The organism is Streptomyces sp. NPDC030840, from assembly GCF_055572015.1.
In genome coordinates this window covers 287,252-313,653 of record NZ_JBVIEE010000009.1, presented here as the reverse complement: position 1 = coordinate 313,653, position 26,402 = coordinate 287,252, and the positions used below count along the sequence as shown (strand labels likewise).

The following is a 26,402-nucleotide window of genomic DNA, read 5'->3' as shown; positions in this document are numbered from 1 at the left end:
AGGGCTCAGGGCTCCCCGGCCGACTTCCTGACCGCGTACGAGCAGGAGACGACGCTGCCTCGGCATGTACCGTTCCTCGACATACTCGGCCCGCTCGACGCCGTGGTGTGCACCACCCACATCCCTCCCCGGATCCAGGAAAGCGGGGAGACCGTCCGCGCCCTGAATCCCGTACGGCTGCAGGCGGCTGTGGAACAAGAGGGCGAGGGCGAGGCGTGACGGTACCGGAGGGACGTCAGTAGGGGCCTGCCCCCTCCGGGCGGCGCAGGCGGGTGAGGAGGCCGGCGATTTCGCGGGTCTCCTCGTGGTCCTCGCCGAGGACCACGCGCATGTCCTCGTGGAGGGCGTCGAGGACGCCCTCGGCCTCGGTGCGGCGGCCTTCGGAGAAGAGAAGGACGCCAATGCTGCGGCGCAGGTCGAGAGCGGTCTCGGAGGCGTCTCCGTCCGTGTCGGACACGACTTCCAGGACATCCTGGAACTCCCGCAGGGCGACGGTGGCCTCGCCGAGGTTGGCCCGGCAGTGAGCGGCGTGCCGACGGCACTCCAGCGTACTTTCGTCGGCCGGTCCCGCCGTACGGGCGTAGACGGCGGCCAGCGCGTCGAACTCCGGTAAGGCACGCCGGAAGTCCTCGCCGGCCATGAGGACCGCCGCGCGCTGCCGCCGCAGACCGAGCACGCGGGGGTTGTGCGCGCCGAAGGCAGCGGCCGCGGTGGCGATCACCGCCTTGAGGACGTCCGCGGCCTGGGCGAACCGCCCGCTCTCGGCGAGGTCCGCGGACCGGGCGTAGGCGTCCCGGATCGCGTCCCGCAGCGCGGTGTCGACGCGCCCGGGGACCGGCACGGTAGCCGTCGGCTCGGGTGAGGGCGCAGGCGCCGTGGTTCGCCGCAGGGGTGCGTTCGGCTGCCGGTAGACCAGCGTCGGGTCGGGCGCCTCGGAAAGGGAGCCGCCGTGGGTGAGGCCCACGGGATCGGCTGCCGATCCCGGTTGTGGCAGGTGCGGCACGAGGCGCTCGTACACCGCGTACGCGTCGGCCGGACGCTGCTCGGGCGCCTTGGCCAGCAGGTCCAGGGTCAGCGCCTCCAGGTCCGACGGCACCTCGGGCCGCAGGGTGCGGAGCGGCTCCGGCTGCACGTTCATGTGCTGGTGCAGGAGCTGGTAGTCGCTGTCGCCGCTGAAGACCGGCTGCCCGGCCAGGAGTTCGTGCAGCATGCAGCCGAGTGCGTAGAGGTCGCTGAGCGGGGTGATCTGCGCGTTGTCGATCTGCTCGGGTGGCATGTAGCGGCTGGTACCGATCCGATCGCCGGTGGCTGTGAGCCGGGTGATGTCCGTGCCCAGCAGTTTCGCGATGCCGAAATCCAGCACCTTGACCGTGCCGTCCGTGGCGATCAGGACGTTGTCCGGCTTCAGGTCGCGGTGTACGACCGGGATGGCGTGGGCATACGACAGGACCGTGCAGATCTGCGCGGCGATCGACGCGGCCCAGCTCACCGGGAGCCGCACCGCCGCTCCGTCCTCCGTGCCTGTGAGCACCTTGCGCAGGGAGATCCCTCGCACGTACTCCATCACCAGATACAGCCGGTCGTACGACGCCTCGTCCAACACCGCGTCGAACACCTGGGGCACCCCGTGGTGGCCGATGCGTGCGGTGACGCGTGCCTCGCGCTCGAAGCGGCGGGTGAACTCCTTCGCCTGCGCGGGTGTCGCGACGACGTCGGGCCGGATGAGCTTGACCGCGATCTCCCGGTCGAGAACGGCGTCGTAGCCGCGCCAGACCGTGCCCATGCCTCCGGACTCGATTTCCTCGATCAGCTCATAGCGGTCCTGCTCACCGATCTTCCGTGTCTGCGCCACGCGTTGCGCCCCCGCTGTCTGATGTCTCGTCAGCCGATTGCTGTACACGGTACCGACTGGTGGCGGTGCGCACGGCAGGTGCTACAGCAGGTGGTCGGCCTTGCCGGCCTTGATGTGTGGCCCGCCCCCTGGGTCAGGGTGTCGGCGCCTCAGCGGGCGAGAAGGGGTGTATCCGCTGACGTGGACAATGACGCGACCGGGCTATCGGTCGGTGCCCGGGATCGACTCCTCTCAGACCGCGAAGACCTGCTGAGCCAGCAGCAGTGCCAGCGGGCCTCCCTGAAGCAGGAAGCGTCCCTCGGTGGCGGCCCGGATCGCGTCAGGCATCGGCCACCACATGAGCTTGAAGCTCTCCTCACTGGGCGTGAGCTGTTGCGGGCCGAAGGTAAGACCTTCGGCCAGGAAAAGGTGGATGCGTGCAGTGGAGTTCAGGGTGATGGCGTACGAGCCGAGGGGCCGCCAGGTCTGGGCGGTGACGCCGGCCTCCTCGCGCAGCTCGCGCCGGGCGCACTCTTCCGGTGTCTCGCCGTCCTCCCGACGCCCTCCGGGCAGGAACACGTACTCGCGGCCGTGCTGGGGGAACTCGGCGTTCAGGACGGCGACCGTGCCCTCCGCGTCTCGGGCCACGATGACGGAGGCGTCGCGCACCGCCCCCCGTTGAGATGTGTCGGTCATGGCCAGGGAGCGTAGCCACCTACTCTGACAGCCAGGCCGCGAACGGCACGTTCAGCACGGTCGGGTGAGCGATGCCGCGGCCGTGGTAGCCGTCCTCCCCGAAAGCGTCGCCGTGGTCGGAGCACATGATGATCAGCCATCTCTTCTTGCCGGTGAGTCCGTCGACCAGGCGGCCGAGGTGTTCGTCCGCGTACGCGAGCGCTGCGGCCTGTGAGTGCCAGGAGTCGCCGCTGTCGCCTGTGTAGTGGCCGTGGGGGACGTGGGTGGCGGAGACGTTGACGAACAGGAACAGCGGCCGTTTGGCGTACTGCTCGGCGACGGTCAGGGCGTGGTCGACCTGGTGGCGAGTGGAGTCGGGTTTCGGGGAACAGAACTGGGGCCACCAGTGGTCCTCGTCGAACATGTCGGGCAGCACCGACCCGAGCGGTGTCTCCCGCGAGAAGTAGGTCACGCCGCCGATGCACACGGTGCGCTAACCGTGCTGGGCGAGTCCGGTGAGGAGGTTCGGCGCGTCGAAGACGAACGTGCCCGCATCGACCGTCTTGAACGCGGGCGGGCGGCACTCCCACAGCCGTGGCGGCTGTACGGGCTGCGGGAGCTTGGGCAGGAAGCCTGAGAAGAACACGATGTGCGCGGGGAGGGTGAAGGTGCCGGGGGTGCGGCGTTCCTCCCACTCCCCGCCCGGAAGGATCTTCGCCAGGCGCGGGGTCTGACCGGCGTGCACGGCCGCGCGGGCGACGTCGTAGCGCAGGGAGTCCAAGGTGACAAACAGGATGCTGGTGCCGCTTCGGATGACCTCGGCCGCGTCGATCACAACGCCTCCACCAGATCGCGCCGTTCGGTGATGCTGCCCTTGGCCTGGTCGTTCACAGGGATGGGCACCCGGTCGGAGGCGATCATCTGCCGCAGTCTGGCCAGGCCGGTGTCCTCGGTGACCGGCTGGCCGTCCGCGTCGTAGAGGCGAATCGTGACGGTTGCCGCCCGCCGCCGTCGGTCGTGGTCAGCAGGGCTCCGGGGACGTCTCCGAGTTGTTTCATGGCGTGCAGGAGCTGGGCTTCGTCGGCCGTGCCGAGGCTGGAGACCTGGCAGCCGAAGTGCTCGGCGTTGATGGCCCCGCGGCAGAACCGCTGGTGGAACTCGGCCGTGGTGGGGTGGCTGTCGTGGGCCACGGCCATCTGCCGGGCCTGGCTGACCACGACGAAGCAGGCGGCGACCCACCAGGCGACGCCCTCGTGGATCTCGTCCGGGAACGCCCCGGCGACGCGGCCGTCATGGATGACGGCGTCGGTGTCGATCGGGTTGAGCACGCCTGTCCTCCAGGTGCTTGACGACGATGTCGGCCAGATCGTCCGGGCTGCGGTTGTCGGTGGGGAGCATCACCGCGCTCGGGTTGGTCTCGGCGACTGACTGGAAGTTCTCCCGGAGCCGGGCAAGGCGGCCGGGGACGTTGAACAGGTCGGTGTCGTCCTGCTTCACGTCCGTCTTGGTGCTCATCCGCTCCTTCAACGAGCTGTCGGAACTGATGAGGTAGAAGGTGGCGTCCGGTGCCACGAGGTAGGGCAGGAACGGGGCGATCAGCTCTCGCACTTGGTCCAGGCCCACCTGGTTGACGGCGGCGTGGCAGGCCATGACCGAGGAGGCGTAACGATCCGCGACCACCGGACCCACGGCCAGGGCCTGCCGTACGGCGTCGGAGACGTGCAGGAGGCCGGAGAGGTAGAAGGCGAACTGCGGCAGCGGCCGAAGCCCCCGGTTGATCGTGTCGGACCAGCCGGTGTGCGGGTCGGTGAGGGTGTGGATCGCCGTGGCGCCGAGCCGCTCGGTCAGCAGGCGGGCGAGCGTCGACTTCCCGACCCCGGAGTCGACGAGGCAGCGGTGGCCGTGCCGCGCGAACTGCTCGTGAACTGGGGGCCGAAGGAGATGGAGCGGGTGCCGGAACTCGTGGACCGAGCCACTTTCCGCCGCCTGTTCGAGACCTTCGAGCACACCGCCTGGCGACTGGAGACGCGGCGCGGTTACGCATCGGACCGAGAGGACCCCGACTTTCAGGCGTTCCTGGCCACCGGCTCGTCGCCCTGCGACCCCGACGAACCCTGGTTCGTCAACATCAGGGCCCAGACGGACGCCGGTAAGACGGTCGGCCGTGTCCGCATCGCCGACAACCCGCCCACCACAGAACAGCCGTTTCTGCTCGACTACGCCCGGCACAACGCCACCTTCGGCGAGGACATCCGCTACCTGTGGCGCGAGGAGGCCGCGCGGGCCGGCCTGCCCGCCAAGGACTTCTGGATCTTCGATTCACGGCTGGTCGCCCTGCTGCACTTCGATGACGAAGACAACCTGCTCAACATCGAGCTGATCACCGAACCGGCCGAGGTCGTGCGGTACGCAATCGTGCGTGACACGGCGATGCACCACGCGACCCCGCGCGAGAAGTTCGCCGCGCAGGTGGCCACGACCGAATAGTGCGTGACCGGTGAGCACTGACTACCAGCAGGCACGGGCGGCGTTGGGGGCGCGGCTGCGCGAACTCCGTTTCACGTGCCCTGGTGGTCGGCTCACCGGTCAGCAACTCGCGCACCGGCTCGGCTGGCCGGGCTCCAAGGTCAGCAAGCTGGAGAACGGCAAGCAGACGGCCACCCCCGAGGACCTGAGAGCGTGGGCCGACGCGACCGAGCAGCCAGGGGTCTATCCCGAACTCGCTGCCCGCCTTGCCGGGTTCGAGTCGCACATCAGGTCATGGCGTCGAGCGCTGGCGAACGGCTTCAAGCCCCTTCACGAGGGGCTGAGCGCCGAGATCGACCGCACCTCTGATATATGGGTCTGGGAAGAGTCGGTGATCGCCGGACTGCTGCAGACTCCGGAGTACGCCCGACACGTCATCCAGCGGTACGCGGAGCTGCTGGGCGCAGCCGACGACATCGAGGCAGCCGTGCGCTCCCGGGTGCAGCGCCAGGAATGACTGTACCGGTCCGGGCGCAAGCTGCACGTGTTGATGTGGGAGGCCGCGTTGCGGTCGATGATCTGCCCGCCCTCGGTGCTGGCGAGCAAACTCGACCGCCTCAACGGCGTGATCGGTATGGACATGGTCGAGTTGGGTGTAATCCCCTTCACTGCGTCCGTCAATATCGTGCCTGCCAACGGCTTCTGGGTGCTCGATGACCGGCTGGTCGTCGCTGAGGACTGGCACGCCGAACTGTGGCTGGGCGACGCCGACAACATCGCCTTGTACAAGAAGGTCTGGAAAGCCCTCAGCGAGTCGGCGGTGCGCGGGGCGGACGCCCACAACATCATCAACTCGGCCCGCCGAGCCCTGAACCCGCGTTGATGACGTTGCGGGCGGGCGCCCGAGGCGCGGCACATCATCAGCAGGCGCAGCGTCAGCGAGCCGCCGGGTAGGTGCTGCGCGGAGCGCGACAGTTTCCTGAAATGTGTTGCACTTCGCGCGGAGGTGATCCCTCACCGGAGGGTTTGCCAACAGCATCGGGACACCCGCGGGCCCTGGGCAGGCGCACTCCTGCCCAGGGCCCCGCTGTCAGACCATGGCCTTGGGCTTTGAGGTCTGGGTCTCGACGTACGCCATCCGCCAGCCGTCGATGGGCGGTACCGACTGCCGCCGGCGCGAGGCGCGTCCTACAGGAGGTGGTCGGCCTTGCCGGCCTTGATGTCGGTGATGAGGGTGCGCAGGGCTTCGAGGGAGTCGGTGAGGTAGTGGCCCTCCTGGCCGGCGACGGCTATGTAGCCGTTGCCGTCGGCGTCGGTACCGAGGCGGAAGCAGTTGCTCGCATCCTGGCAGAAGGGTGCTTCCCAGGTGATGTCAGGCATGGTGAACTCTCCTAAAGGCTCTGTGAAATGGTGTGCATGAGATCGAGGGTCTTCTCGGGTGGAAGCGCGATCCTCTGCATCTCGTCAAGTTGCAGCCGGTACTTGCACAAGTGAGCTCCGGAATGCAGGAATTCTCCCGCCATCGTGCGATCCAGTTGCACGGTGTCCAGTGGGGGTACTTGGCCGAGGGCGTACAGGATCGCCTGGCCTGAACCAGGGAACACGCCGGCCGAAAACGGGATGGCCTGGATCGTGACATTGTCGTGGTCTGCGGCTGCCATGAGGTGATGGAGCTGGTCTCGTAGCACATCTCGTCCGCCGACTTCGATCCGCAGAGCAGCTTCGTGGATGATCACGACGTAGGCCGGAGCCCCGGGCCTGTCGATGGCTCGGCGCCGTTGCACGCGGTGGGCCACTCTGGCCTCGAACTCCTCGGCGGGCAGCGGTGGGATAGCAGCTTGGAAGAGAGCACGCGCGTACGCCTCGGTCTGCAACTGTCCCGGCATGTGCGTCATCGTGCTGACGCGCAGGCCCTGGGCGTGCCACTCCAACTCGGCAATGTCCAAGAACGTCGCGGGCAGGATGCCGCGATACTCCTCCCACCAGCCGATCGCGCGGTCGCCGCACATGGCGACCAGCGCATCCACCAGGGCCTGGTCCGTGCACTCATACCGGAAGGCAATGCGCCGGACACGCTCCGGGCTGACGCCGTGGCGTCCCGCCTCGGTGCTGGTGATGACGGTCCGCTTCGTGTCTAGCAGCACGGCGGCCTGTTCGGTGGACAGCCCCGCCCCTTCCCGCAGCTTGCGAAGCTCTGCGCCCAGACGCTGCTGGCGTGCGGTCGGGTTGCTCCTGGGCGGCATGCGTTCCCTCTCGTCGTGTGCGGCTCAGTCTGCCGCGGACCGAAGCTCGTTCCAGCGGGCCTTCAAGACTAGGGAGCACATGTACTCCCAATGCTCTACTGTCAGTATCGCGCAAGTTACACACCGCAACGCCGGAAGCGCACCGCGCGGGCATGCCCGCCTGCCCTGGGACGGGTATGCCCGCGACCAGGGCGGCAGGCCACCGGCGATCCCAAACCCCTCACACAACCGTGGAGTTCGCCATGCCCGAAATCCCCCTCGTTCCCGTCCACTGGCGCTTTCCCGCCCATCCCACCTCCGTACGGCGGGCCCGCCACGCCGTCGCCGAATCGCTGCCGCACGTCCTTCGTCCCCACCTCGGCGACGACCTTGGGTTGTTGACCTCTGAGCTGGTCACCAACGCCATCCGCCACGGTGTCTGCCGGGAGGACGAGGACTTCATCGAACTCGTCCTGTGGCCCGCCGACGGGCACTACTGGCTCGCCGTCTCCGACCCCGGCACTGGCAAGCCCGTACTGGCCGCCCCGGACACAGACGCCGAGAACGGTCGGGGCCTGCTCCTCGTCGACCACCTCGCCACCGCCTGGACCGTCCGCCCCCGCCTCGCGCGCGGAACGTCCGTGATCGCAGGCCTTTCTTTCCACCAAGGCGGTTGACCCGGCGGTGCGGTCGGCCGGGAGGGGCCGGAAGTCCGGACGGACGCTGTTGGCGAATCCGTGGCCTGAACCCAATTGGCTTCTCAGTCCCAGCGACACGCCTTGAACGCGGCGTGTCGCTGGGACCCACGAGCCACTCGGCGACCCTTCGGCGGTGCATTCACCACCAACGTCGTCCAGGCGGGTCAGGCCGCCTCGTCGTCGATGTTCTCCTCCCGGCGGATCATCCGCCAGGCCGCCCGGCGCGCACTCTGGTTCAGGGACTGCTTGAAGCTGTCGTCGTGGCTGAAGTACTGCCGTCCCATGTCGGCGATGGTGTCGATGTGTTCGGCCATCTTGTCCTCGAAGACCTCGTCGAAGACGAGACCGAAGTTCTCCTCGTCGTTGACGGCGGCGGCGCGGACCTTCGGATCTGCCGTCGTCTCCGAGAAGGGCGTGATCACGTCCTGATCGGTGAAGTCGGTGCCGAACTTGTCGTTGAACTTCTCGATCAGCTCCGACAGCAGGGACTTCTCCTGCTCCCTGGCGCCGCCCGGCCCCTCGCCGAAGCCACGCAGCTCCGCTGCTCCCTCGGCAGTCAGCGAGAGGTCATGCTCGCCGGTCTTCTGGATGCGCAGGTGACTGAGGTCTACGTCCCCTATGTCCACTCCGCCGTCACCGCGTCGCGGCAGGCGGTTGAGCAGGTGGCGGCCGTAGAGGTAGAGGCATTCGAGGTCGGCGTCGCGGTAGGGCACGATCTGCGAGAGGAAGCCGTACTTCCGGACGTAGTCGTTGAGGTCCGCGCGGAACTGCTCGGCGGCTTCGCGGGCGTCCTCGTCCGGGTCGCCCGCCTCGTCCTTGCGGTCCAGCAACTCGGTGAACCGCGCAACGGCCGGGCCGAGATGCCGGTACAGCTCCGCGTGAAGCTTCTCCCAGCGGGCCACCGAGCCCGCCGCCTTCTCCTCCGCCGCCAGATAGGCGTCGGCGAAGCCCCTCATCTCTTCCTCGACGAGGATGTCGGGCTGCATGACCTTGCTTTGCGCGATGTAGAGGAGGTTCGGGTCGGAGGGAAGGGTGTTCGCCTCCTCGAAGTACGGGCGGAAGGACTCCTTGATGTCCTCGGCGTCGTTGACGAAGTCCAGTACGGCCAGGTCAGCCTGCGACTTGCGGTCGGCGGTGCGGTTCAGGCGGGAGAGGGTCTGGACGGCGCTGATACCCGCGAGCTTCTTGTTCACGTACATCGTAGTGAGCAGCGGCTGGTCGAAGCCGGTCTGGTACTTCTCGGCGACGACCAGGATGCGGTACTCGCGCTGCGTCGCCTTCCCGCCGGTGCGCACGGCCTTGTCGTCCTTGCGCGTGTACGCGAACGCCTTCGGCAGCGCGGACTCGGCCAGTCCGCCGTTCTCCTTCGGCTCGGTCGTCTCCTCGCCGTCGTACGTGAGGCTGCCCGAGAACGCGACCAGGACGCCGGGGTCGGCGTACGCCTGATCGTCTACGTACTTCCTGATCTGGCGCGCCATCTGCACGGCACTGTGCCGGGAGGCCGTCACCACCATGGCCTTGGCCCGCCCGCCGAGGCGGCCGGCGGTGTGCGTGCGGAAGTGCTCGACGATCACCTGCGCCTGCTGCGCCACGGTGGAGTCGTGGGTGAGCGCGTACCGGGCGAGCAGCGGATTCGCCTTGGACGGGTCCACCTCGCGTTCGTCCGGGTTCTTGTTCACCAGCTTCCGGTACGTGTTGTACGTGACGTAGGTGCGCAGAGGGTCGAGGATGAAGCCTTCCTCGATGGCCTGGCGCATCGAGTACGTGTGGAAGGGGACGTACGTCGGTTTGCCGTTGACGGTGTCCAGGGTGCCGAAGAGTTCGAGGGTCTTGGCCTTGGGCGTGGCCGTGAAAGCGAAGTAGGAGAGGTTGGAAGCCTTGCTGCGCTGGGTGGCCTTGCGGATGAGCTTGGCATCAGTGGTGGCTGCCGCCGCTTCCAGCTCGGTTGCCCCTGCCTCGTCGGAGTCCGAGTCCAGGCCCAGGTCACGCAGCGCCGCGCGTACGGCCGTGGCAGCGTCGCCGGACTGCGAGGAGTGCGCCTCGTCCACGATGATCGCGAAGTTGTGGCCCTGGATCTCGGTGGGGTTGCGACGCAGGTAGTCGATGAGGGCCGGGAAGGTGTGCAGCGTGACCGTGATGATCTTCCCGGTCTCGCGGGAGAGCGCCTTGGCGAGCTGGTCGGACTTCGCGCCGTGCTTCTCGTCGATCTTCACGACCAGACCGGCGGTCTTCTCGAAACTGCCCACGGTCTCGCGCAGTTGGGCGTCGAGATTGCGGCGGTCGGTGATGATCACGACCTTGTCGAAGACGGGCGCGCCCGGCTTGAGCCCAGCGGCCAGGGCATCGGGGTCGATTTCAGCGGGGTCGGTGGACGTGTGAAGCGACGACAGGCGGTGCGCCAGCCACCCGATGGTGTTCGACTTGCCGGAGCCGGCGGAGGCCATGCCGAGGTAGTTGTGACCGGCGCCGTGACGGGCCGCGTGGCCGGCGAGCTTCTTGACGATGTCCCACTGGTGGTAACGCGGGAAGATCAGCTTCTTCCGCGTCCGCCCGTCCGGGCCCTTCTCCTTGCTGAGGTGCACGAACCGCTCGATCAGGTCGAGCCAGGTGTCCGGCTCCCAGATCTGCTCCCAGAGGTACGAGGTCGCGTACGTCCCGGGAACGGTGGGCGCCGGGTTCCCGGCACCGCCGGGCTTCCCCGGCCCCTCCGAGCCGGTGTTGAACGGCAGGAACCTCGTCGGCTTGCCCCGCAGCTCCGGCGCGACGAACACCAGGTCCGTGTCGATCGCGAAGTTCGCGATCACGCGACGCGCGAAGATCAGCTCACTGGGGTCGCGGGTCGTGCGGTACTGCTCCTTGGCGGCCTCCACGCCCTGGCGCGTGAGGGCGTTCTTCAACTCGGCCGTAGCCAGCGGGATTCCATTGAGGAAGAGGGTGAGGTCAAGGCGCTTGCCCTTGTCCGTCTGCTTGGCGGCGTACTCCAGCTCCTTGACGAAGGTCAGCCGGTTCGCCCGGTAGTCGTCCAACACCGCGTCCGACGCAACGAGCGACGGCCTGAAGTAGGCGAGCCTGATCAGGACGCCGTGGTCCTTCACGCCTTTGCGAAGCACGTCCAGCACGCCGTCCGTTCCGATCGCCTGGTCCACGCGCTTGGCGAACCCGGCCTGGGCGGTGTTGGGATCCCCGCCGTAGAGGGCGATCAGCTCGGCCCAGTCGTCGGCCTGGGTCTTGCCGATGAACTCGAAGAGCTGAGCGGTGTCCAGGCCGAGATGGCGTTGGTAGTCCTGCTTGTTTCCTTCACGCCAACGGCGCTTCAGCAGGGCGGCGACTATGGCGTTTCCGAATGCTGCTTCGTCGTGGACGGACATGAGCGGCTATTCCCCCCGCTTTCCTGTGATCAGGTACGTGATGTCGCGGCAGAACTTGTCGAATGACGGTGAGTTGGCGCGGGCCAGGTCGAGATCCATGTCCTGGGTCAGGGCCGGTTGGTCCACCCGGGGGCGGTACCGCACTCCGTCGCGCCGGTGGTGGGTCAGCCAGCCCTTGCAGTCGCGCAGCGTCTCGCTGTTGACCGGGACCTTTAGATGCTCGGCGAGCCCCGCCCGGCCGCTGAGCGAGGGCGCTGAGGCGAGGAACCATGCCTCGAACTCCCGGTTCGCCAGCACGACGGCTGTGCGGCGGTCCGGGCGAGTGGCTTCGGCCCTGGCCAGGAGCTCGGGCCCGAGGCTGGCTGGACAGTCGTCGTCGGCGTCGATCACCACGAGGATGCCGCCCGGGTGGTCTGGAGGTACGCGTCGAGCCTGGGCCTCCACGGCGGCTTCCAGACCGCCCGGCCGGACGAGTCGGCCACGGTCGACCAGGAAGGGCGGTTTGATGTCGGCGTCCCAGATCTGCGCCTTGTACATCAGGCGTCGGAGGAGTACGGGCAGTGCGCTGATCTCACCCTCGCCCTCGACGACGGAGGCGATCGTGACTCTCGGTTGGATCACGCCTCACCGTCCGGCTGGGCTGGGGGGTCGACGACCGGGCGCAGTTGGTCGGAGCGCAACAGTTCGGCCGTGGTCGCCAGGCCGTCGGCCACGATCGACCGGCTCACCGGGTCCACTTCGCCGATCACCGTCACCCCATGCTCGGCGGCGACCACGCGGATGGCAGACAGGTCGGCCTCCTTACGGTCGAACAGTTCCGCGCTCTGCGTAGTGGCAAGGACTTGTACGTGCTCGCTGGCTTCCGTCAGCGCGTCGTAGAGGGCCCCGGCCGCGAGGGGGTGCAGGGCGAGTTCGGGCTCCTCGACGGCGATGAGCGGGATCCATCCGTCGCGGGCGTTGGGCTGGAAGAGAGCGGTCAGCAGACCGATGGCCCGAATGGTCCCTTCCGACATGGACTCGGCCCGGAAGACGTGCGGTTCGGTCTCGCCGTCCGTGGCGAAGCTGATCCGCGCCGCGATGTAGTCGGCGGAGGGATCTGTGGGGCCGACTTCTACGACTCCGGGCACGATCACCCCGAGGTACTGCGAGATGCGCTCACGTTCCTGGTCGCCGAGCGCGGCCAGGGCTGAGCCGAGGACACCGCCGTCTTCACCCAAGGCCCAGAAGCTCGGGGACTTGGGGCGTGCCTCGCGGAGAACGGACAGGTCGGGGTTGTAGAAGAACATGTCTGTGAGAGTCTCGTGGAGGCTGGCGAACGGCTCTTCCTCACCCATACGTGAGAGTTCCAGCACCCGGTGACGACGCCCCTCCCCTCCGCGATCCCGCGCCACGAAGGACTCGGTGCCTACCCGTCCCTTGATGCCAGGGCGGTGCACCTCGCAGGACTCCCGCTGGATACGGACCCCAGGTTTTGCGTCCCGACCCGCCCCGGACGCCTCCAGAGGAGCGAAGGTGATTTCGTACCACCCTGTCCAGGGCCCCACGCCGTCGGCGGTCGCAGGCAGTTGAAACTCCACACCGATCGTGCAGGAGGTCGCCGGCTCAGGGACCCGGCGCAGCACCTCCGCCCACCCGCCTCGTGCCGCTACGGCCTCGGCGGGACCCTGTACAAGCGCGTCGCGGACGAAGCGCAGGGCATCGAGGAAGTTCGACTTGCCTGCGGCGTTCAGCCCGAGGAGCACGGTGAACCGGCCGAGAGTCACGTCGCAATGGGCGATGGACTTGTAGTTGTCGATTCGGACACGGGTGATGAACGGAAGAGGGCGGTGGGGTGCGGCGGGACTCATGGCGCGATCATTCCTCGATCCCTCGTCCGCTGGCGGTGGACACGTCGATCTGACCGGTGACGGCGGCGGTGATCAACGCTTGGCGCCGCTCGGTGAGTAGCACCTCCTGCGCCTTGAATTTCTCCATCAGTTGGTCAATGCTGTCGACTTTCCTGTCGATAGATTTGACGACCGCATCTTGTTGAGAGCGAGGGAGAGACGGCACAGGGAGCTGCTTCATGGCACCCACGTTGAAATGTGCCTGAATGCTACCGACGGCATGCTCGGAAATGCGTTCACTCGTATAGTCGGAGTTCAGTACGTACTCTAGATACCTCGGTGAAAGTTTGCCTCCGGGGCGAATCAAGATCAGGTCGATGCAGTTAGCCCCATCCAAAGAAGCAGGTACTACTGCTGCTGCGCCAGCTTGACCGGTCCGCACTACAACGACGTCACCAGCCCGGAGCCGAGACTTCCGGTTTTCCGCATGACCCTCTTCGCTGATATGCACCAGGTCTTCGGTGGCGATCTTGCCAGGCTGCACATTAAGTCCCCTGAGTGCAGGGGTGCCGCCATTTTCCACGTACCACTTGGCTGGTGTGATGACGATTCCGACCGTGATTTCCTGAGTCAGATATTTTAGAGGCGTCAATCCGTGCACTGAAGCCCTGCTGTCAAAGCCAAGCTCGGCGTCGATGATCCTGCTTCGCTTCAATGCAAGCAGGTTCTTCATCTGGCGTCGCTTAGCGGCAACCGTATCTATGCGGGCGATCTCGGCGTCGAGGAAGTCGGCGATTCGGCGCTGCTCCCCCAAGGCGGGCAGCACTACCGGCAAACCTAGAGCGATTTCGGTGTTCAAATTCTCCATAGTGCTACCCACGGACTGCTTCTGAAAGTAGCTGTAGGTTTCCGAATTTTGCAGCGCATATCCGGCAAAGCGGGTATCGAGACGATGTTGGTTTACGCGCACCCTGATGCAGCCTGTTCCGCACAGCCATCCTTCGGCTGCCTGAGGCACGATTGCAGACCTGCCGAGCTCTCCTCGTCGCGCAAAAATCAAGTCACCAGGGAGAAGTCGGTGCACGGCCAGCCTTGCGGCCGTTTCTGCGCTCACCGTGGAATTGCTATCTGGGATCAATTTCCCATCCTTGATATTGGATGGGTTAATGACAGGGATTTCACCCTCAATGTACTCGCTGGCGTGGAGCTGTGAGCCGAATGGGCCGGTTTGTGCGCTGGTGGCAAGGAATTTCAGCGGAATAGTGGCCCAACTCACTTGGTCACCTCCCCCAACAGCGCCTGAATCTCACCCTCCAGCGCCTTCAGCTCCGCGTCGATCTCCGCCAACGGCCTCGGCGGCTTGTACACATAAAAGTGCCGCGTGAACGGGATCTCGTACCCCACCTTCGTCTTGCTGTGGTCGATCCACGCGTCCGGCACATGCGGCAGCACCTCCCGCCGCAAGTACTCCTCCACGTCCTCCTCCAGCGGCACGTTCTCGTAGTCCCGCAGCTCCGGGTCAGGCTCCGGTTCGCCCTTGACGAGCTGGACCTCGCCCTCCGGGTCACGGACGCCGACCGCCTCCCGCAGCGCCTTGCCGAACGGCGCGCCCGTCGGCCACAACAGGCCGGCCGCGACGACCGCGTCCTTGAGGTCGATCCACGCGTCGGACTTCATCGTCCAGGACTTGCCGACCAGCGGGCGCAGCGCCTCCGCGAACGCCTCGGCGTCCGTGGCCCGCACGATCGGCTTCGATGCCGCGATCGCCGTCAGCGTCTCCTCCGTCACCTCGAAGCGGAGCTTCAACGGCCGTTCGACGGTGATCCGGTGGTACCCGAAGTCCTCGTTGCGGAAGACTTTGATCTTCCCGGCGCGGTCGGCCAGGTCATGGCCGCCGCCCTTCTCCGCCGCGTCGACGACCGCCAGCGCCTCCGTGTAGAGCCTCGTGATCTCGGAGATGTGCTGCTCGCCCAGTTCCTTGCGCTTGTCGCCGAGCGACTTCCGCATCTTGCGCCAGTAGTCGCGCGCGTCCAGCAGGACGACCTTGCCGCGCCGGTCCCTGGCCTTGCGGTTGCTGAGCACCCAGAAGTACGTGGAGATGCCGGTGTTGTAGAAGAGTTGATCGGGCAAGGCGATGATGCCCTCCAGCCAGTCCTTCTCCAGGATCCACTGCCGGATCCTTGACTCGCCCGACTCCGCCGCACCCGTGAACAGCGGGGAGCCGTTGAAGACGATGGCGATCCGGCTTCCGCCCGCTCCCGACGACGGATCGACCGGCTTCATCTTCGAGATCATGTGCTGAAGGAAGAGCAATGAACCGTCGTTGATACGCGGCAGGCCGGCCCCGAACCGCCCACTGTCACCGAGGCGTTCGTGCTCTCCCTCGACCGCGTCCTTGACCTTCTTCCACTCCACGCCGAACGGCGGGTTGGCCAGCAGGTAGTCGAAGGTGGCGCCAGTGTGGCCGTCGTCGCTGAAGGAGTTGCCGAACTTGATGTTCTCCGGATCCTGGCCCTTGATCATCATGTCCGACCGGCAGATGGCCCAGGACTCGGGGTTGAGTTCCTGGCCGAAGACCTTGACGGTGGCGTCCGGGTTGAGGGCCGTGATGTGTTCCTCGGCCTCGCTGAGCATGCCGCCGGTTCCGCAGGCCGGGTCCATGACCGTGCGGACGGTGCCCGGGAGGGCCAGCGCGTCGCTGTCCGGCGCGATGAGCAGGTTGACCATCAGCCGGATGACTTCCCGGGGCGTGAAGTGCTCACCGGCCGTCTCGTTGGACTGCTCGGCGAAGCGCCGGATCAGCTCCTCGAAGATATAGCCCATTTGGTGGTTGGTGACGATCTCGATCGGCTTGCCGTCCTCGTCGAGTACGACATTGCCGTCTTCGTCCCTCTTCACCGGCCGCAGATCGAGGTCGGCGAACCGTCCGACCACCTGGTACAGCAGATCCGCCGCCTCCAGCCGCTTGACCTGCTGGGCGAAGTCGTACCGCTCCAGGACTTCTCGCGCGTTGGGGGAGAACGCGCCGTAGTACTCGTTGAGGTACTTCGCCGCGTGAGTGGCGTCGCCCGCGATGGCCTTCAGCGTGTAGGTGCTGGTGTTGTAGAAGCTGTGGCCGGACGCCTTGCGCAGGAAGCGGTCGGGGTTGATGTCCTGGTCCTGGTAGCGGGCTGCGACCTCCAGCACCTTGTCCTTGGTCGGGGCGAGGACACACTCCAGGCGGCGCAGCACGGTGAAGGGCAGGATCACCTTGCCGTAGTCGGACTGTTTGTAGTCGCCGCGCAGGAGGTCGGCGACCTGCCACGCCCGGTTCGCCAGTTCTGTGTGCTTACTGCTGTTCAACGGTGTCCTTCCGGTGTTTCGTCGCCGTCCCCCAGGGACAGAGACGTCAAGTCTGGTCGTTCGCGGTGCTGCGGCGCACGTTTCACGCCGATCCGTGACCGTGCGGCAACAGGGCGCCGCCGGTGAGTCCGGTGTTGAGGAGACGTGTGACGTCCTCGGCAGCCTGGTCGGCACGACGGGCGGCGGTACGCAGTTCATGAAGGTGGCGGAAGGCGGCGCCGTAGCGCTGCTGCTCGGCGAGCGGGAGCAGGGGAACACGTAGTCGCCGGGGGTCCACCCGGATGATGGATGTGCCGGTGGCTGCGGCATTGACGTTCTGCTCCCCTGCGAGGAACCCGGCGAGGAACCACGGGTCGAGCCGACGCCGGTCCGGGCGGAAGAGTAGAAGGTGGGGCCCCAGGAAGCAGCCTGTCTCGCCCGGCTCGACGACCCGGGCCACGGCCGTGCGTCCCACGCGGAGGATCTCCGTGAGCAGCACGTCACTTCCCTGGACCAAGGGGAGGGCGGCGCCGGTGGGAAGGTCCGCTTCCGTTCCGGAGGCGGGCCGGTTCGAGAAGACGTCGGCAGCCGTGAGCGCCGGTCGTGCGCCGGATTCTGCTTCGGGTCGAGGCTGCGGTTGGCCGCTACGTGTCCGGCGGCCCGGGGGCGCGGTGTGGAGCAGACTGAGAGCGCCGCCGCGCAGAAGGTCCGCAACCGTTGCGGTGCGCCAGTCGCGGGGGCGGTCGTCGGCCGGTAGCCAGTCGCCGTCGGTGCTGAGGCCGACCAGGTCTGTTGCCCCTTGCCGGAGTTGGTCGTACAGCTCCGCCGCCTGCTGGGCCAGCAGGGCGGGACGGAGTACTTGCCGGGAAGCCGTCCGGATGCGGCGGGCCGGGGTCAGGTCCACGGCCTCGTCCAGGAGGTCGGTGGCCGGCATGGCGGCGGCGATACCTGGGGCTCCCATGAAGCCGCCCCTGTCGTCGACGTAGGGCCGCCACGCCGAAAGCACAGTGTCGTTGACAGCGTGCCAGTCGAGATCTCGCTTCTCGGCGGCGGCATCGACGAGCAGGACCGTACCCGGCGCTTCAGCCTGCGGATCGGGCCGTTCAAGCACCCACAGGTGTAGGCCGATGTGGAGCGGGGTGGCCGCGCCCTGAGGAAGCGAGACGACGGCGCGGAGGGCTCCGTCCCGTACGAGCTGAGCCCGGATACGCCGGCCGGCGGTGCGCTCCGCGACGGCGGGCGGCATGAGCAGTACGGCACGGCCGCGGGGCGCGAGGTGGGCCAGGCAGTGCTGGACCCAGGCGAGCTCGGGCTCGCCCTTGGGAGGCACGCCGTAGGCCCAGCGCTGGTCGTACGCCAGATCGTCGTGCCCCCAGTCACGGACCCCGTAGGGGGGATTGCACAGGACAGCGTCCGCGGTGAGGCCCTTGAAGGCGTCGGCACGCAGACTGTCCCCCGTACGTACGGAGATCGCCGCCTCGGGGGCGCCCAGCCGGAGTCGCACGGCGGCCTGGGCGGCCTGGCCGACCAGCACGTCCTGGCCGTGCAATTCGCTCGCGCCTGCGGATGCCGCCGCGGCGAGCAGCGATCCGGTACCACACGCGGGGTCGAGAACGCTCGCGGGGGAAGCACCCGCGCTGTCGGTCAGGATCCGGGCCATGAGGTCGGCCAAGGGGCGCGGCGTGAGGTAGGTCCCGGTGCCCCCCGTGTCCTCCAGCAGGCGTTCGGCCAGGACGTCCGTCGCGGCCTCGGCGCCATCCGTGACGACGCATCGCAACAAGGCCCTCAGCGGCCCGGCCGCCTCAAGGGCGTATGCCGCGTTCTCGGTTCCCGGGATGTCCTGGGCTCCGTCGTCCGCAGCTGACCGGACCCATCGCAGCAGCGCGTCGTCACGCAGTTCGGGAAGGGCTTCGCGCTCTGTCCGGTCCAGTTGGGCAGCCGCGAGCACCACAGGGAGCAGGTGCAGGGCCAGTTCGCCGTCGCCGGGGTGGGTGCGCAGCGCAGTGCGAAGCCGGTCCGCCGGTGTGTCCTCGGGAAGTTGGCCACGGGCGGAGAGCCAGGCGCGTACGGCGTCGAGGTCGTAGGTGGGGCTGGTGTCCGTGCCTCCCGCAGGGGCGGGGAAGTCAGGATGCCGACGACGCCAGTTGCTCACCGTGGCGCGGGTGACTCCGGCTAGCCGCGAGATCTCGGCGGCGGTCACGAGGGCACTGGCCTGCTGGTTCATGGGCTCCTGCCGGGTGACGTGGGGGCGGGCGTGCTGGACGGCTTCACTCTATACCGACCCCCAACCCAAGTGAAGTGTTTGACAGTGCTTTCAGTTGACGCTCTACTGGTTGTGCTTTCACTCGGCTTCCCGGCTTCCCCGGGACTCCCGGGCTTCCCCCTGCCCTCAACACGTCGATTCGAATGGAGCGGCACCATGGCCACCAGCACTTCCGGCACGTCCAAGCGCACCCTGTACCGGCTCACGGGTGTCGCTCCCACGGTCGACGCGATGTTCGACGTCCTCGACCCGGCTCGACTCGAAGCCGTTGACGCGGAAGTGCACTTGCCGGAGGAGCGGTTGGGCGTTCCGGCGCTGCTGGTCACCGGCAGCTTCGAGCAGCCGGTCGCGAGCTGGTGCGGCGAGATCAATCGCACGACCGGGTGCGAGGTGTCACGGCCGGTGAACCGGTCGGCCGGGCTGCTGATGCTCGCGGTCGACGGCGAGGTGTACGCCATCGGCTACGACCAGGGCTTCCGCCTGGTGCCCGACCGGGTGAAGGACCGGCGGTTCGGGCTGAGTTTCGTGATCCGCAGGGTGGACCCCGCCCAGATCCGGGACATGGTCTCCCATACGCCGGGCGGCGGCCGGACCGACATCACCCTCGTGCCCGGCGGCGCTCCGGTCTGGAGCCTGGGTATCCAGGAGCACGCGCAGATCGTGCGGCGGCTGGGCGGTCGGCTGGACGGCATCGAGCTGACGATCGCTCAGGACGACCGTACGAAGATCTCCAGCGTCGAGGGCGGTACCGGGCTGCGGATGCGCCTCGGTATCGACGCCGCGGACCTGGTCGCGGACATCCGGGCCATCGCCCGTGTCCTTCGGGACGAGGCCCCGACTCCGGAACTCGAGTTCGTCGAGCACGTCGTCCCGGTCAAGGACACCGACCTCGTCACGCGGCTGGAGGAGCGGCTCGACGACATGCTGGGCGAGGTACCGGACGGACGTATCGCGGTCGCCGTCCCGTCCGATCACTGGGACGACTACGGCGCTGCCCAGGCATTCGGCACCAGGGTGCACAGTCCGGAGGCGCGCCTCACCGACGACTTCAGCCTGGAGTACATCCTCAACCGGGCCCGCGTACAGAGGCCGGGAACGCGCTTCGCCGCGCTCCGGGACGGCACCGTCACCCTCTACGCGCACACCCGGGCGGAGAAGGGTGACGTCATCCGGACGTCGAGCGTGCTGCGGTGGATCGAGGCGGAGGTGGCGCTCGGTGCCCGCCGGTTCTTCCTGCTGGACGGGCAGTGGTACGAGATCGGTGAGGCGTACCTGGAGACGATCCGTTCGCAGGTGGAGCGGCTCATCACCGACACGCCCTCGGTCGACCTTCCGGCCTGGGTGCTCGGGGACAAGGAGCGGGACTACAACGATTCGGTACCCCACCTGCGGCCCGGGTACCTCTGCTTCGACCGTGACAACGTCCGGACCACGCTGCACCGGGGCAACGGCGTGGAGATCTGCGACCTGCTGAGCCCGGACGATGTCCTGGTCATGGTGAAGCGGGCCAAGGGCTCCGACGCGCTGAGCCATCTGTTCGGTCAGGCCGTGGTCGCCGTTCAGACCCTGCTGCACTCGCCGGAGGCCATGGACGGGTTCGCACGGAAGGTGGCCGCCGCCCGGCCCGGCCAGGCCTTGCCGGAGGGGTTCCGGCCGTCGAAGGTCGTGTTCGCGATCCTGCTGAAGAGCGGAACCGACCTCACCGCCGACACGCTGTTCCCGTTCTCCCAGGTCACCCTCGTGCAGACGGCCAAGATGCTGGAGGCCTGGGGCGTCGCTGTCGAGGTCATCGGGATCCAGGCCACGACGGTGCCCGCGAGCCGGGCGGGCATCCGCCGCCTGGCCGCGTAGCGGTGGGCAAGGGCCCCTCGCCCACCGAACTCGGTGAACTCGGGGCCACTCGCGTCACGTTCGGGCCGGGACTGCAGCGCTGGGCGGCGCTGGCGCTGCGCGGGATGGCCGACCACCTGAAGCAGTAGGGCACTGAGGGCTCAGGGCAGCCACTTCCTCCACGTGGACTCGTGGCTGTCCACCCACTTCTTCGCCGCCTCCTCCGGCGTGAGCTTCTGGTCGGCGATCATCAGGGACACCTCGTTCTGGTCCTCGGTGGTCCACTTGAAGTTCTTCAGCAGGGCCGCCGCCCTGCCGCCGGACCGGGCGAAGTCGGCGTTCAGGTACTTCTGCAGGGGCGTGTGCGGGTAGGCGCACGCCACCTTGTCCGGGTCGGCGTCGCAGCCCTCCTTGTACGGCGGGAGCTTCACCTCTGTCATGGGCACCTTCTTGAAGAGCCACTGGGGGGCGTACCAGTAGGTCAGGAAGGGCTTCTTCTCCTTGGCGAACTGCCGGATCTGGGTGATCTGCGCGGCCTCCGAACCGGCGAACACCACCTGGTAGTCCAGGTCGAGGTTCTTCACCAGCGCCTTGTCGTTGGTGACGTAGGACGGGGAGCCGTCCAGGAGCTGGCCCTTGCTGCCGCTCTCGGCGGTGCGCAGCTGGTCGGCGTACTTGTTGAGGTTCTTCCAGTTCGTGACGTCGGGGTGCTTCTTGGCGAAGTACGTCGGCACGAACCAGCCGATGTGCCCGGTGACGCCGAGTCCGCCGCCGCGGGCGATCGTCTTCTTGTCCTTGACGTACAGCTGCTCCTGCTCGGGGTGGCCCCAGTCCTCCAGGATCGCGTCGACGCGGCCCTGGCTGAGCGCGTCCCACGCGGGGACCTCGTCGACCTGGACGGTGTCGACGCGGTAGCCCAGTTCGTGTTCGAGCAGGTACTGGGCGACGGCCACGTTCGCCTGGGCGCCCACCCAGGACTGCACGGACAGGGTCACCGTCTTGGAGCCCTGGGCGTTCGCGAAGGGCGAGGCCTGCTTGGTCATGTCGGCGGCGCCGCAGCCGGTGAGGACCAGCAGGGAACAGGCGGCGGCCACGGCGGACGTCGTACGAAGTCGCATGTCAGGCTCCCTTTCCGACGCGGCGGCGTTCCGTCGGCTGCGTGACCCGGTCCAGGACGAGGCCGAGGCAGACGATCGCGACGCCGGCCACCAGACCGGTCGCCAGGTCGCCCTGGGCGAGGCCGAAGACGACGTCGTAGCCGAGCGCGCCGCCGCCGACCAGGCCGCCGATGATGACGACGGCGAGGACGAGGACGACGCCCTGGTTGACGGCGAGCAGCAGCGCCGGGCAGGCGAGCGGGAGCTGGACCTGGCGGAGCTGCTGTCCGCTGCTCGCGCCGAGCGAGCGGGCCGACTCCAGCGCGGCCGGGTCGACTTGACGCAGCCCCTGCGTGGTGATGCGGACGACGGCGGGCAGCGCGTAGACCACGGCGGCGGCGACGGCGGGCGCGCGGCCCACACCGAACAGGGCCACGACCGGGATCAGGTACACGAACTGCGGCATCGTCTGGAACACGTCCAGGACCGGGCGCAGCAGCCGCTCCACCCGGTCGCTGCGGGCGGCCGCGATGCCGGTGGCGAAGCCGAGGACGAGGGTGACCGCGACGGCGGCCAGCACCTGTGACAGCGTGTCGAGGGACGGCTCCCACACGCCGAGCACACCGATCCCGGCCATCGCGAGGACGGCCGTGAGCGCGGTCTGCCAGGTGCCGATCAGCCAGGCGAGGGTGGCCACGATGAGCAGCACCGACCACCAGGGCAGTCCCTGCAGGCCGGAGCGGATCGGGTCGAGGACCCAGGTGGTGAAGTGGCCGGCCCAGTCGGCGGTGCCGCCGATGTACGGGACGCCCGAGTAGAGGTGGGCGGTCATCCAGTCGACGGCCCGGTTCACGGGCTCGGCGATGTTCACGACCCACGACTCGGGCCAGTCGAGGCGGCCTGCGAGACGCGCGGCGACCGCGACGGCCACGGTGAGGACGGCTGCGCCGCCCCACTGCAGGGCGCGCCGGCGGCCGGAGGTCTCCGGGCCGTCGCCGCCGAGCCCGTCGCCCGCCGCGCCGGTGACCCGGTCGAGGACGACGGCGAGCAGCACGATCGGGATGCCGGCGGCCAGCGCGGCGCCGACGTCGACCGAGGCGAGCGCCTGGTAGACGCGGTCACCGAGGCCGCCCGCCCCGATGACGGACGCGATGACGGCCATGGACAGCGCCATCATGATCGTCTGGTTGAGGCCGAGGAGCAGCTCCTTGCGGGCCAGCGGCAGCCGGGCGGTCAGCAGGCGCTGCCGCGCGGTGGTGCCCAGGGACTCGACGGCCTCCAGCACGCCCTGGTCGGCGCCGCGCAGCCCGAGCGCGGTGAGACGGGCCATGGGCGGTGCCGCGTACACGACGGTGGCGAGCACGGCCGCGGGCACGCCGATGCCGAACACCAGCACGACCGGCAGCAGGTACGCGAACGCCGGGAGCACCTGCATGGTGTCCAGGACGGGCCGCAGCGCGCGGTACGTACGGTCCGACAGCCCGGCCGCGAGGCCCAGCAGCGCGCCGAGGAAGACCGACGCGAGGACGGCGACCACCATGAGCGCCAGCGTCTGCATGGTGGGCACCCACATGCCGAGGAGCCCGCAGGCGAGGAACGCGAGGCCCGTGCCGAGGGCCAGCCTCAGGCCCGCCACACGCCACGCGATCAGCGCGGCTCCCGCGGTGACGCCCGCCCAGCCGGCCGCGAGGAGCAGGAGGTAGACGGCGCGCACGGAGAGCACGACGGCGTTGCTGATGTGTCCGAAGAAGTACAGGAACAGCGGGTGGCTGTCGCGGTTGTCGATGACCCAGTCGCTGGCCCTGCCGAGCGGTTCGGACAGGTCGACGGTCAGCGCGTCGGGCCAGCTGCCGCTCGCCCAGCGGGCGTTGACGACGGGCACGAGGACGGCCGCCGCCAGCGCGATCAGGAGGAGCTTGGCGAGGGCGCGGTGCTTGAGGAGGCCGGGGAGACCGGTGCGGACGGTGGGTGCGGTGACGGTGGCCATCACACCACCTCCTCGCCGGCCTCGGCTTTGGCCTCGGCTGTGGCCTTGCCCCCGGCCCTGCCGCGGGAGGCCTGGGCGGGGACGGCGGGCGCCGGCTTCGGGCCGGCGCCCCCGGTCGTGCCCGCGACCACCCCGAGGAGCGCTTCGGAGTCGACCACGCCGAGGCAGCGGCCGTCGTCCACGACGCGCGCGGGCGTGCCGGTGCGGGCCACCGCCTCGATGGCCTCCGAGACGGTCACGTCGGGCGCGACCGCCGGGCCCTGCCCCGCCTCCTCGGAGGACGCGGGCGGCCGCATCGCGGTGCGGACGGTCATGACCTGCTGGCGGGGCACCTCGCGCACGAAGTCCCGGACGTAGTCGTCGGCGGGCGAACCGACGATCTCCTCGGGGGTGCCGAGCTGCACGACCTGGCCGTCGCGCATGAGGGCGATGCGGTCGCCCAGCTTGAGCGCCTCGTTCAGGTCGTGCGTGATGAAGACCATCGTGCGGCCCTCCTCGCGGTGCAGCCGCACGACCTCCTCCTGCATGTCGCGCCGGATCAGCGGGTCCAGCGCGCTGAACGGCTCGTCGAACAGCAGCACCTCCGGGTCGACGGCGAGCGCCCGGGCGAGCCCTACGCGCTGCTGCTGGCCGCCGGAGAGCTGGCCGGGCCTGCGCTGTTCCATGCCCTCCAGGCCGACCTTCTCGACGACCTCGCGGGCGCGGGCGCGGCGCTCGGCCCTGCCGACGCCCTGGACCTCCAGGCCGTACGCCACGTTGTCGAGCACGGAGCGGTGCGGCAGCAGACCGAAGTGCTGGAAGACCATCGACGCGCGGTGGCGGCGCAGTTCGCGCAGCCGGGCCTTGTCCATGCCGAGGACGTCCTCGCCGTCGATGGCGATCCGGCCGGACGTCGGCTCGATCAGCCGGGTGAGGCAGCGCACCAGGGTGGACTTGCCGGAGCCGGACAGCCCCATGACGACGAAGACCTCGCCCTTGCGCACGTCGAAGCTGACGTCCCGGACGGCTGCCGTGCAGCCGGTGCGGGAGCGCAGCTCGGCGGGCGGGAGCGCGGTGAGCTCGGGGTCGGCGGGTACGCGGTCGGCCTTGGGACCGAAGACCTTCCACAGGTTCTCGACCGAGAAGACGGGATCGTCGACGGCGGCGTCCGTGGCGGTGGGAGTGGTGACGGTGCTCATCAGGCGGCATCTCCGATCGTGGTGGTGGCGCCGACCAGGTCGGCGCACTTCTCCCCGACCATCAGCACCCCGATCATCGGGTTCACGGCGGTCATCGTCGGGAAGACGGACGCGTCGGCGACGCGGATGCCGTCGAGCCCGCGGATCCTGAGCTCCGGGTCGACGACGGCGAGCGGATCGTCCGGTGCGCCCATGCGGCACGTGCCCGCCGGGTGGTACACGGTGTGCGCGACCTTCCGGGCGTACTCGCTGAGCTCCTCGTCGCCGGTGACGTCGGGCCCGGGACACACCTCGCGCCCCAGCCAGCCGGCCAGCGGCTCGGTCTTCGCTATCTCGCGGGCGATGCGGATGCCGTCGACGAGGGTGCGGCCGTCGTAGTCCTCGTCGTCGGTGAAGTACCGGAAGTCGAGGGCGGGCTTGACGGCCGGGTCGGCGCTGGTCAGGTACAGCCGGCCGCGGCTCTTCGGTTTGGGGATGTTGGGGGTCATCGAGACGCCGTGCGCGGGCCGTTCGTACCCGAGCCGCTCCGGGTTGTCCGTGAACGGCACCTGGTAGAAGTGGAACATCAGATCGGGGCCCGCGTGGGAGGGGTCGCGGCGCACGAACAGGCCGGCGTCGCTGTCCATCGCGGAGTTCTCCGGGATCGGCCCGTTCGTCTCCCACACGATCACCGACTCCGGGTGGTCGAGCAGGTTCTCGCCGACGCCGGGCAGGTCGAGGGCGACGGGGATGCCCAGCGCCTCCAGGTCGGCGCGCGGCCCGATGCCGGAGTGGAGCAGCAGCCGGGGCGAGTCGACGGCACCGGCGCACAGCAGCACCTCACGCCGGGCCCGAACGAGGATCTCCTCGCCGTCCTTGGTGCGCACGTGCACGCCCTCGGCGCGCGTCCCGTCCAGCTCCAGCTTGTGGGCCCAGGTCTCCAGGAAGATGGTCAGGTTGGCCCGCTCGTCCATGACCGGGTGCAGATACGCGACGGACGCGCTGGAGCGTTTGTTGTTCTCGGGGTGGTAGGCGAGGTCGAAGAAGCCCACGCCGTCGTTGAAGGGCTTCTTGTTGAAGCCCTCGACGCGGGGCACGCCCAGGGCCTTCTGGGCGGCGTCCACGAAGTCGCGGGCGATGGCGTTGCGGTCCTTCTCGTCGACCGGGACGATGTTGTTCTTCAGCCGCGCGTAGTACGCCTCCATCGGCACGGCGCCCCAGCCCTTGGCGCCCGACGCCTCCCACTCGTCCCAGTCGGAGGGCAGCGGCTTGAACGCGATCAGTGTGTTGTGGCTGGAACAGCCGCCGAGGACGCGGGCGCGGCTGTGCCGGATGTGGGAGTTGCCGCGTGGCTGCTCGGTTGTCGGGTAGTCGTAGTCCAGGTCGCCGCCGAGCAGGCCCATCCAGCGGCGCAGGGTGAGCACGTCGTCGCGGCCCACGTCACTCGGGCCGCCCTCGATGACGGCAACCGTCACGTCGGGGTTCTCGGTGAGGCGGGAGGCGATGACGGAGCCCGCGGTGCCGCCGCCGATGACGACGTAGTCGTATGTGTGGGGATGCGTGTCGTGCGTGTGGGTACGCGTGTCGTGGTGCATGGGGGTGCTCCAGGAAGGGGAGGTGATCGGACCGGGGGGGGTCGGTCTGGTCGGCTGATCGGCTGG

20 protein-coding genes and 4 pseudogenes are annotated in these 26,402 nt (G+C 68.6%); 6 read left to right on the top strand and 18 right to left on the bottom strand.

Going from position 1 to position 26,402, the window contains the following annotated elements:
* Positions 1-3: 3 nt before the first annotated feature.
* Positions 4-156 (top strand): annotated as a pseudogene (locus ACZ49J_RS21845) (JmjC domain-containing protein); the annotation flags it as partial.
* A gap of 79 nt (positions 157-235) precedes the next feature.
* Here the strand turns inward: ACZ49J_RS21845 and ACZ49J_RS21840 are convergent.
* From ACZ49J_RS21840 to ACZ49J_RS21815, 6 genes are all read right to left on the bottom strand, one after another.
* Positions 236-1,852: a serine/threonine-protein kinase gene (locus tag ACZ49J_RS21840; RefSeq protein WP_467450161.1), complete on the bottom strand. Its 1,617-nt coding sequence runs from the start codon at positions 1,850-1,852 to the stop codon at positions 236-238.
* A gap of 231 nt (positions 1,853-2,083) precedes the next feature.
* Positions 2,084-2,527 (bottom strand): NUDIX hydrolase, encoded by a 444-nt coding sequence (locus ACZ49J_RS21835; RefSeq protein ID WP_467450160.1) that lies wholly within the window; start codon positions 2,525-2,527, stop codon positions 2,084-2,086.
* Between the two features lie 19 nt (positions 2,528-2,546).
* Positions 2,547-2,978, bottom strand: coding sequence for a sulfatase-like hydrolase/transferase (locus ACZ49J_RS21830; protein WP_467450158.1), 432 nt, complete (start codon positions 2,976-2,978; stop codon positions 2,547-2,549).
* A gap of 21 nt (positions 2,979-2,999) precedes the next feature.
* Positions 3,000-3,341 carry a hypothetical protein gene (locus tag ACZ49J_RS21825; RefSeq protein ID WP_467450156.1) on the bottom strand — a complete coding sequence of 114 codons (342 nt, stop codon included), beginning with the start codon at positions 3,339-3,341 and terminating at the stop codon, positions 3,000-3,002.
* Between the two features lie 82 nt (positions 3,342-3,423).
* Positions 3,424-3,834 (bottom strand): hypothetical protein, encoded by a 411-nt coding sequence (locus ACZ49J_RS21820; RefSeq protein WP_467450154.1) that lies wholly within the window; start codon positions 3,832-3,834, stop codon positions 3,424-3,426.
* The gene (locus ACZ49J_RS21815; RefSeq protein WP_467450231.1) at positions 3,797-4,354 is read right to left on the bottom strand and encodes a nucleoside/nucleotide kinase family protein; all 558 of its coding nucleotides are present in this window, start codon (positions 4,352-4,354) and stop codon (positions 3,797-3,799) included. The genes ACZ49J_RS21820 and ACZ49J_RS21815 overlap by 38 nt, the downstream gene beginning before the upstream one ends.
* 30 nt (positions 4,355-4,384) lie before the next feature.
* Here ACZ49J_RS21815 and ACZ49J_RS21810 point away from each other — a divergent pair.
* Both ACZ49J_RS21810 and ACZ49J_RS21805 read left to right on the top strand, forming a co-directional pair.
* Positions 4,385-4,993: pseudogene (locus ACZ49J_RS21810) on the top strand (DUF6879 family protein); the annotation flags it as partial.
* A 10-nt stretch (positions 4,994-5,003) separates the two neighbouring features.
* A pseudogene (locus ACZ49J_RS21805) lies at positions 5,004-5,855 on the top strand (helix-turn-helix domain-containing protein).
* A gap of 305 nt (positions 5,856-6,160) precedes the next feature.
* On the opposite strand, the gene ACZ49J_RS21800 reads toward ACZ49J_RS21805, so the two are convergent.
* Both ACZ49J_RS21800 and ACZ49J_RS21795 read right to left on the bottom strand, forming a co-directional pair.
* Positions 6,161-6,352: a hypothetical protein gene (locus tag ACZ49J_RS21800; RefSeq protein WP_467450153.1), complete on the bottom strand. Its 192-nt coding sequence runs from the start codon at positions 6,350-6,352 to the stop codon at positions 6,161-6,163.
* An 11-nt stretch (positions 6,353-6,363) separates the two neighbouring features.
* Complete coding sequence (locus ACZ49J_RS21795) at positions 6,364-7,215, bottom strand: helix-turn-helix domain-containing protein (RefSeq protein WP_467450151.1); 852 nt, start codon at positions 7,213-7,215, stop codon at positions 6,364-6,366.
* A gap of 242 nt (positions 7,216-7,457) precedes the next feature.
* Between ACZ49J_RS21795 and ACZ49J_RS21790 the strand changes: the two genes are divergently transcribed.
* A complete protein-coding gene (locus ACZ49J_RS21790; protein ID WP_467450150.1) occupies positions 7,458-7,871 on the top strand; it encodes an ATP-binding protein in 414 nt (137 codons plus the stop codon).
* A gap of 185 nt (positions 7,872-8,056) precedes the next feature.
* Here the strand turns inward: ACZ49J_RS21790 and ACZ49J_RS21785 are convergent, their stop codons facing one another.
* The 6 genes from ACZ49J_RS21785 to ACZ49J_RS21760 all read right to left on the bottom strand — a co-directional run bounded on the left by ACZ49J_RS21785 (position 8,057) and on the right by ACZ49J_RS21760 (position 18,631).
* Complete coding sequence (locus ACZ49J_RS21785; RefSeq protein ID WP_467450148.1) at positions 8,057-11,260, bottom strand: type I restriction endonuclease subunit R; 3,204 nt, start codon at positions 11,258-11,260, stop codon at positions 8,057-8,059.
* Between the two features lie 6 nt (positions 11,261-11,266).
* A complete protein-coding gene (locus tag ACZ49J_RS21780) occupies positions 11,267-11,881 on the bottom strand; it encodes a DUF4276 family protein (RefSeq protein WP_467450147.1) in 615 nt (204 codons plus the stop codon).
* The gene (locus ACZ49J_RS21775) at positions 11,878-13,107 is read right to left on the bottom strand and encodes an AAA family ATPase (RefSeq protein ID WP_467450146.1); all 1,230 of its coding nucleotides are present in this window, start codon (positions 13,105-13,107) and stop codon (positions 11,878-11,880) included. Before ACZ49J_RS21775 ends, ACZ49J_RS21780 begins: the two co-directional genes overlap by 4 nt.
* Before the next feature lie 7 nt (positions 13,108-13,114).
* Positions 13,115-14,362 (bottom strand): restriction endonuclease subunit S, encoded by a 1,248-nt coding sequence (locus ACZ49J_RS21770; protein ID WP_467450145.1) that lies wholly within the window; start codon positions 14,360-14,362, stop codon positions 13,115-13,117.
* The gene (locus ACZ49J_RS21765) at positions 14,359-16,428 is read right to left on the bottom strand and encodes a type I restriction-modification system subunit M (RefSeq protein WP_467450143.1); all 2,070 of its coding nucleotides are present in this window, start codon (positions 16,426-16,428) and stop codon (positions 14,359-14,361) included. Before ACZ49J_RS21765 ends, ACZ49J_RS21770 begins: the two co-directional genes overlap by 4 nt.
* A gap of 82 nt (positions 16,429-16,510) precedes the next feature.
* A complete protein-coding gene (locus ACZ49J_RS21760; RefSeq protein ID WP_467450141.1) occupies positions 16,511-18,631 on the bottom strand; it encodes an N-6 DNA methylase in 2,121 nt (706 codons plus the stop codon).
* Between the two features lie 195 nt (positions 18,632-18,826).
* On the opposite strand from ACZ49J_RS21760, the gene ACZ49J_RS21755 reads away from it, so the two are divergent.
* A complete protein-coding gene (locus ACZ49J_RS21755) occupies positions 18,827-20,521 on the top strand; it encodes a TIGR04141 family sporadically distributed protein (RefSeq protein ID WP_467450140.1) in 1,695 nt (564 codons plus the stop codon).
* A gap of 5 nt (positions 20,522-20,526) precedes the next feature.
* A pseudogene (locus ACZ49J_RS21750) lies at positions 20,527-20,649 on the top strand (isocitrate lyase/phosphoenolpyruvate mutase family protein); the annotation flags it as partial.
* 12 nt (positions 20,650-20,661) lie between these two features.
* Here the strand turns inward: ACZ49J_RS21750 and ACZ49J_RS21745 are convergent.
* The 4 genes from ACZ49J_RS21745 to ACZ49J_RS21730 are packed head-to-tail and all read right to left on the bottom strand — an operon-like array spanning position 20,662 to position 26,336.
* A complete protein-coding gene (locus tag ACZ49J_RS21745; RefSeq protein ID WP_467450139.1) occupies positions 20,662-21,618 on the bottom strand; it encodes an ABC transporter substrate-binding protein in 957 nt (318 codons plus the stop codon).
* Between the two features lies 1 nt (position 21,619).
* Positions 21,620-23,584, bottom strand: a complete 1,965-nt coding sequence (locus ACZ49J_RS21740) for an ABC transporter permease (protein WP_467450137.1) — start codon at positions 23,582-23,584, stop codon at positions 21,620-21,622.
* Positions 23,584-24,762: a quaternary amine ABC transporter ATP-binding protein gene (locus ACZ49J_RS21735; RefSeq protein ID WP_467450136.1), complete on the bottom strand. Its 1,179-nt coding sequence runs from the start codon at positions 24,760-24,762 to the stop codon at positions 23,584-23,586. Before ACZ49J_RS21735 ends, ACZ49J_RS21740 begins: the two co-directional genes overlap by 1 nt.
* Positions 24,762-26,336: a GMC family oxidoreductase gene (locus ACZ49J_RS21730; RefSeq protein ID WP_467450133.1), complete on the bottom strand. Its 1,575-nt coding sequence runs from the start codon at positions 26,334-26,336 to the stop codon at positions 24,762-24,764. The genes ACZ49J_RS21735 and ACZ49J_RS21730 overlap by 1 nt, the downstream gene beginning before the upstream one ends.
* Between the last annotated feature and the right edge of the window lie 66 nt (positions 26,337-26,402).

Coding starts and splice junctions, on each gene's coding strand:
- ACZ49J_RS21835 (WP_467450160.1), bottom strand. CDS start 2,527: ATGACCGACACATCTCAACGGGGGGCGGTGCGCGACGCCTCCGTCATC.
- ACZ49J_RS21800 (WP_467450153.1), bottom strand. CDS start 6,352: ATGCCTGACATCACCTGGGAAGCACCCTTCTGCCAGGATGCGAGCAAC.
- ACZ49J_RS21795 (WP_467450151.1), bottom strand. CDS start 7,215: ATGCCGCCCAGGAGCAACCCGACCGCACGCCAGCAGCGTCTGGGCGCA.
- ACZ49J_RS21790 (WP_467450150.1), top strand. CDS start 7,458: ATGCCCGAAATCCCCCTCGTTCCCGTCCACTGGCGCTTTCCCGCCCAT.
- ACZ49J_RS21785 (WP_467450148.1), bottom strand. CDS start 11,260: ATGTCCGTCCACGACGAAGCAGCATTCGGAAACGCCATAGTCGCCGCC.
- ACZ49J_RS21775 (WP_467450146.1), bottom strand. CDS start 13,107: ATGAGTCCCGCCGCACCCCACCGCCCTCTTCCGTTCATCACCCGTGTC.
- ACZ49J_RS21760 (WP_467450141.1), bottom strand. CDS start 18,631: ATGAACCAGCAGGCCAGTGCCCTCGTGACCGCCGCCGAGATCTCGCGG.
- ACZ49J_RS21755 (WP_467450140.1), top strand. CDS start 18,827: ATGGCCACCAGCACTTCCGGCACGTCCAAGCGCACCCTGTACCGGCTC.
- ACZ49J_RS21745 (WP_467450139.1), bottom strand. CDS start 21,618: ATGCGACTTCGTACGACGTCCGCCGTGGCCGCCGCCTGTTCCCTGCTG.
- ACZ49J_RS21740 (WP_467450137.1), bottom strand. CDS start 23,584: ATGGCCACCGTCACCGCACCCACCGTCCGCACCGGTCTCCCCGGCCTC.
- ACZ49J_RS21735 (WP_467450136.1), bottom strand. CDS start 24,762: ATGAGCACCGTCACCACTCCCACCGCCACGGACGCCGCCGTCGACGAT.
- ACZ49J_RS21730 (WP_467450133.1), bottom strand. CDS start 26,336: ATGCACCACGACACGCGTACCCACACGCACGACACGCATCCCCACACA.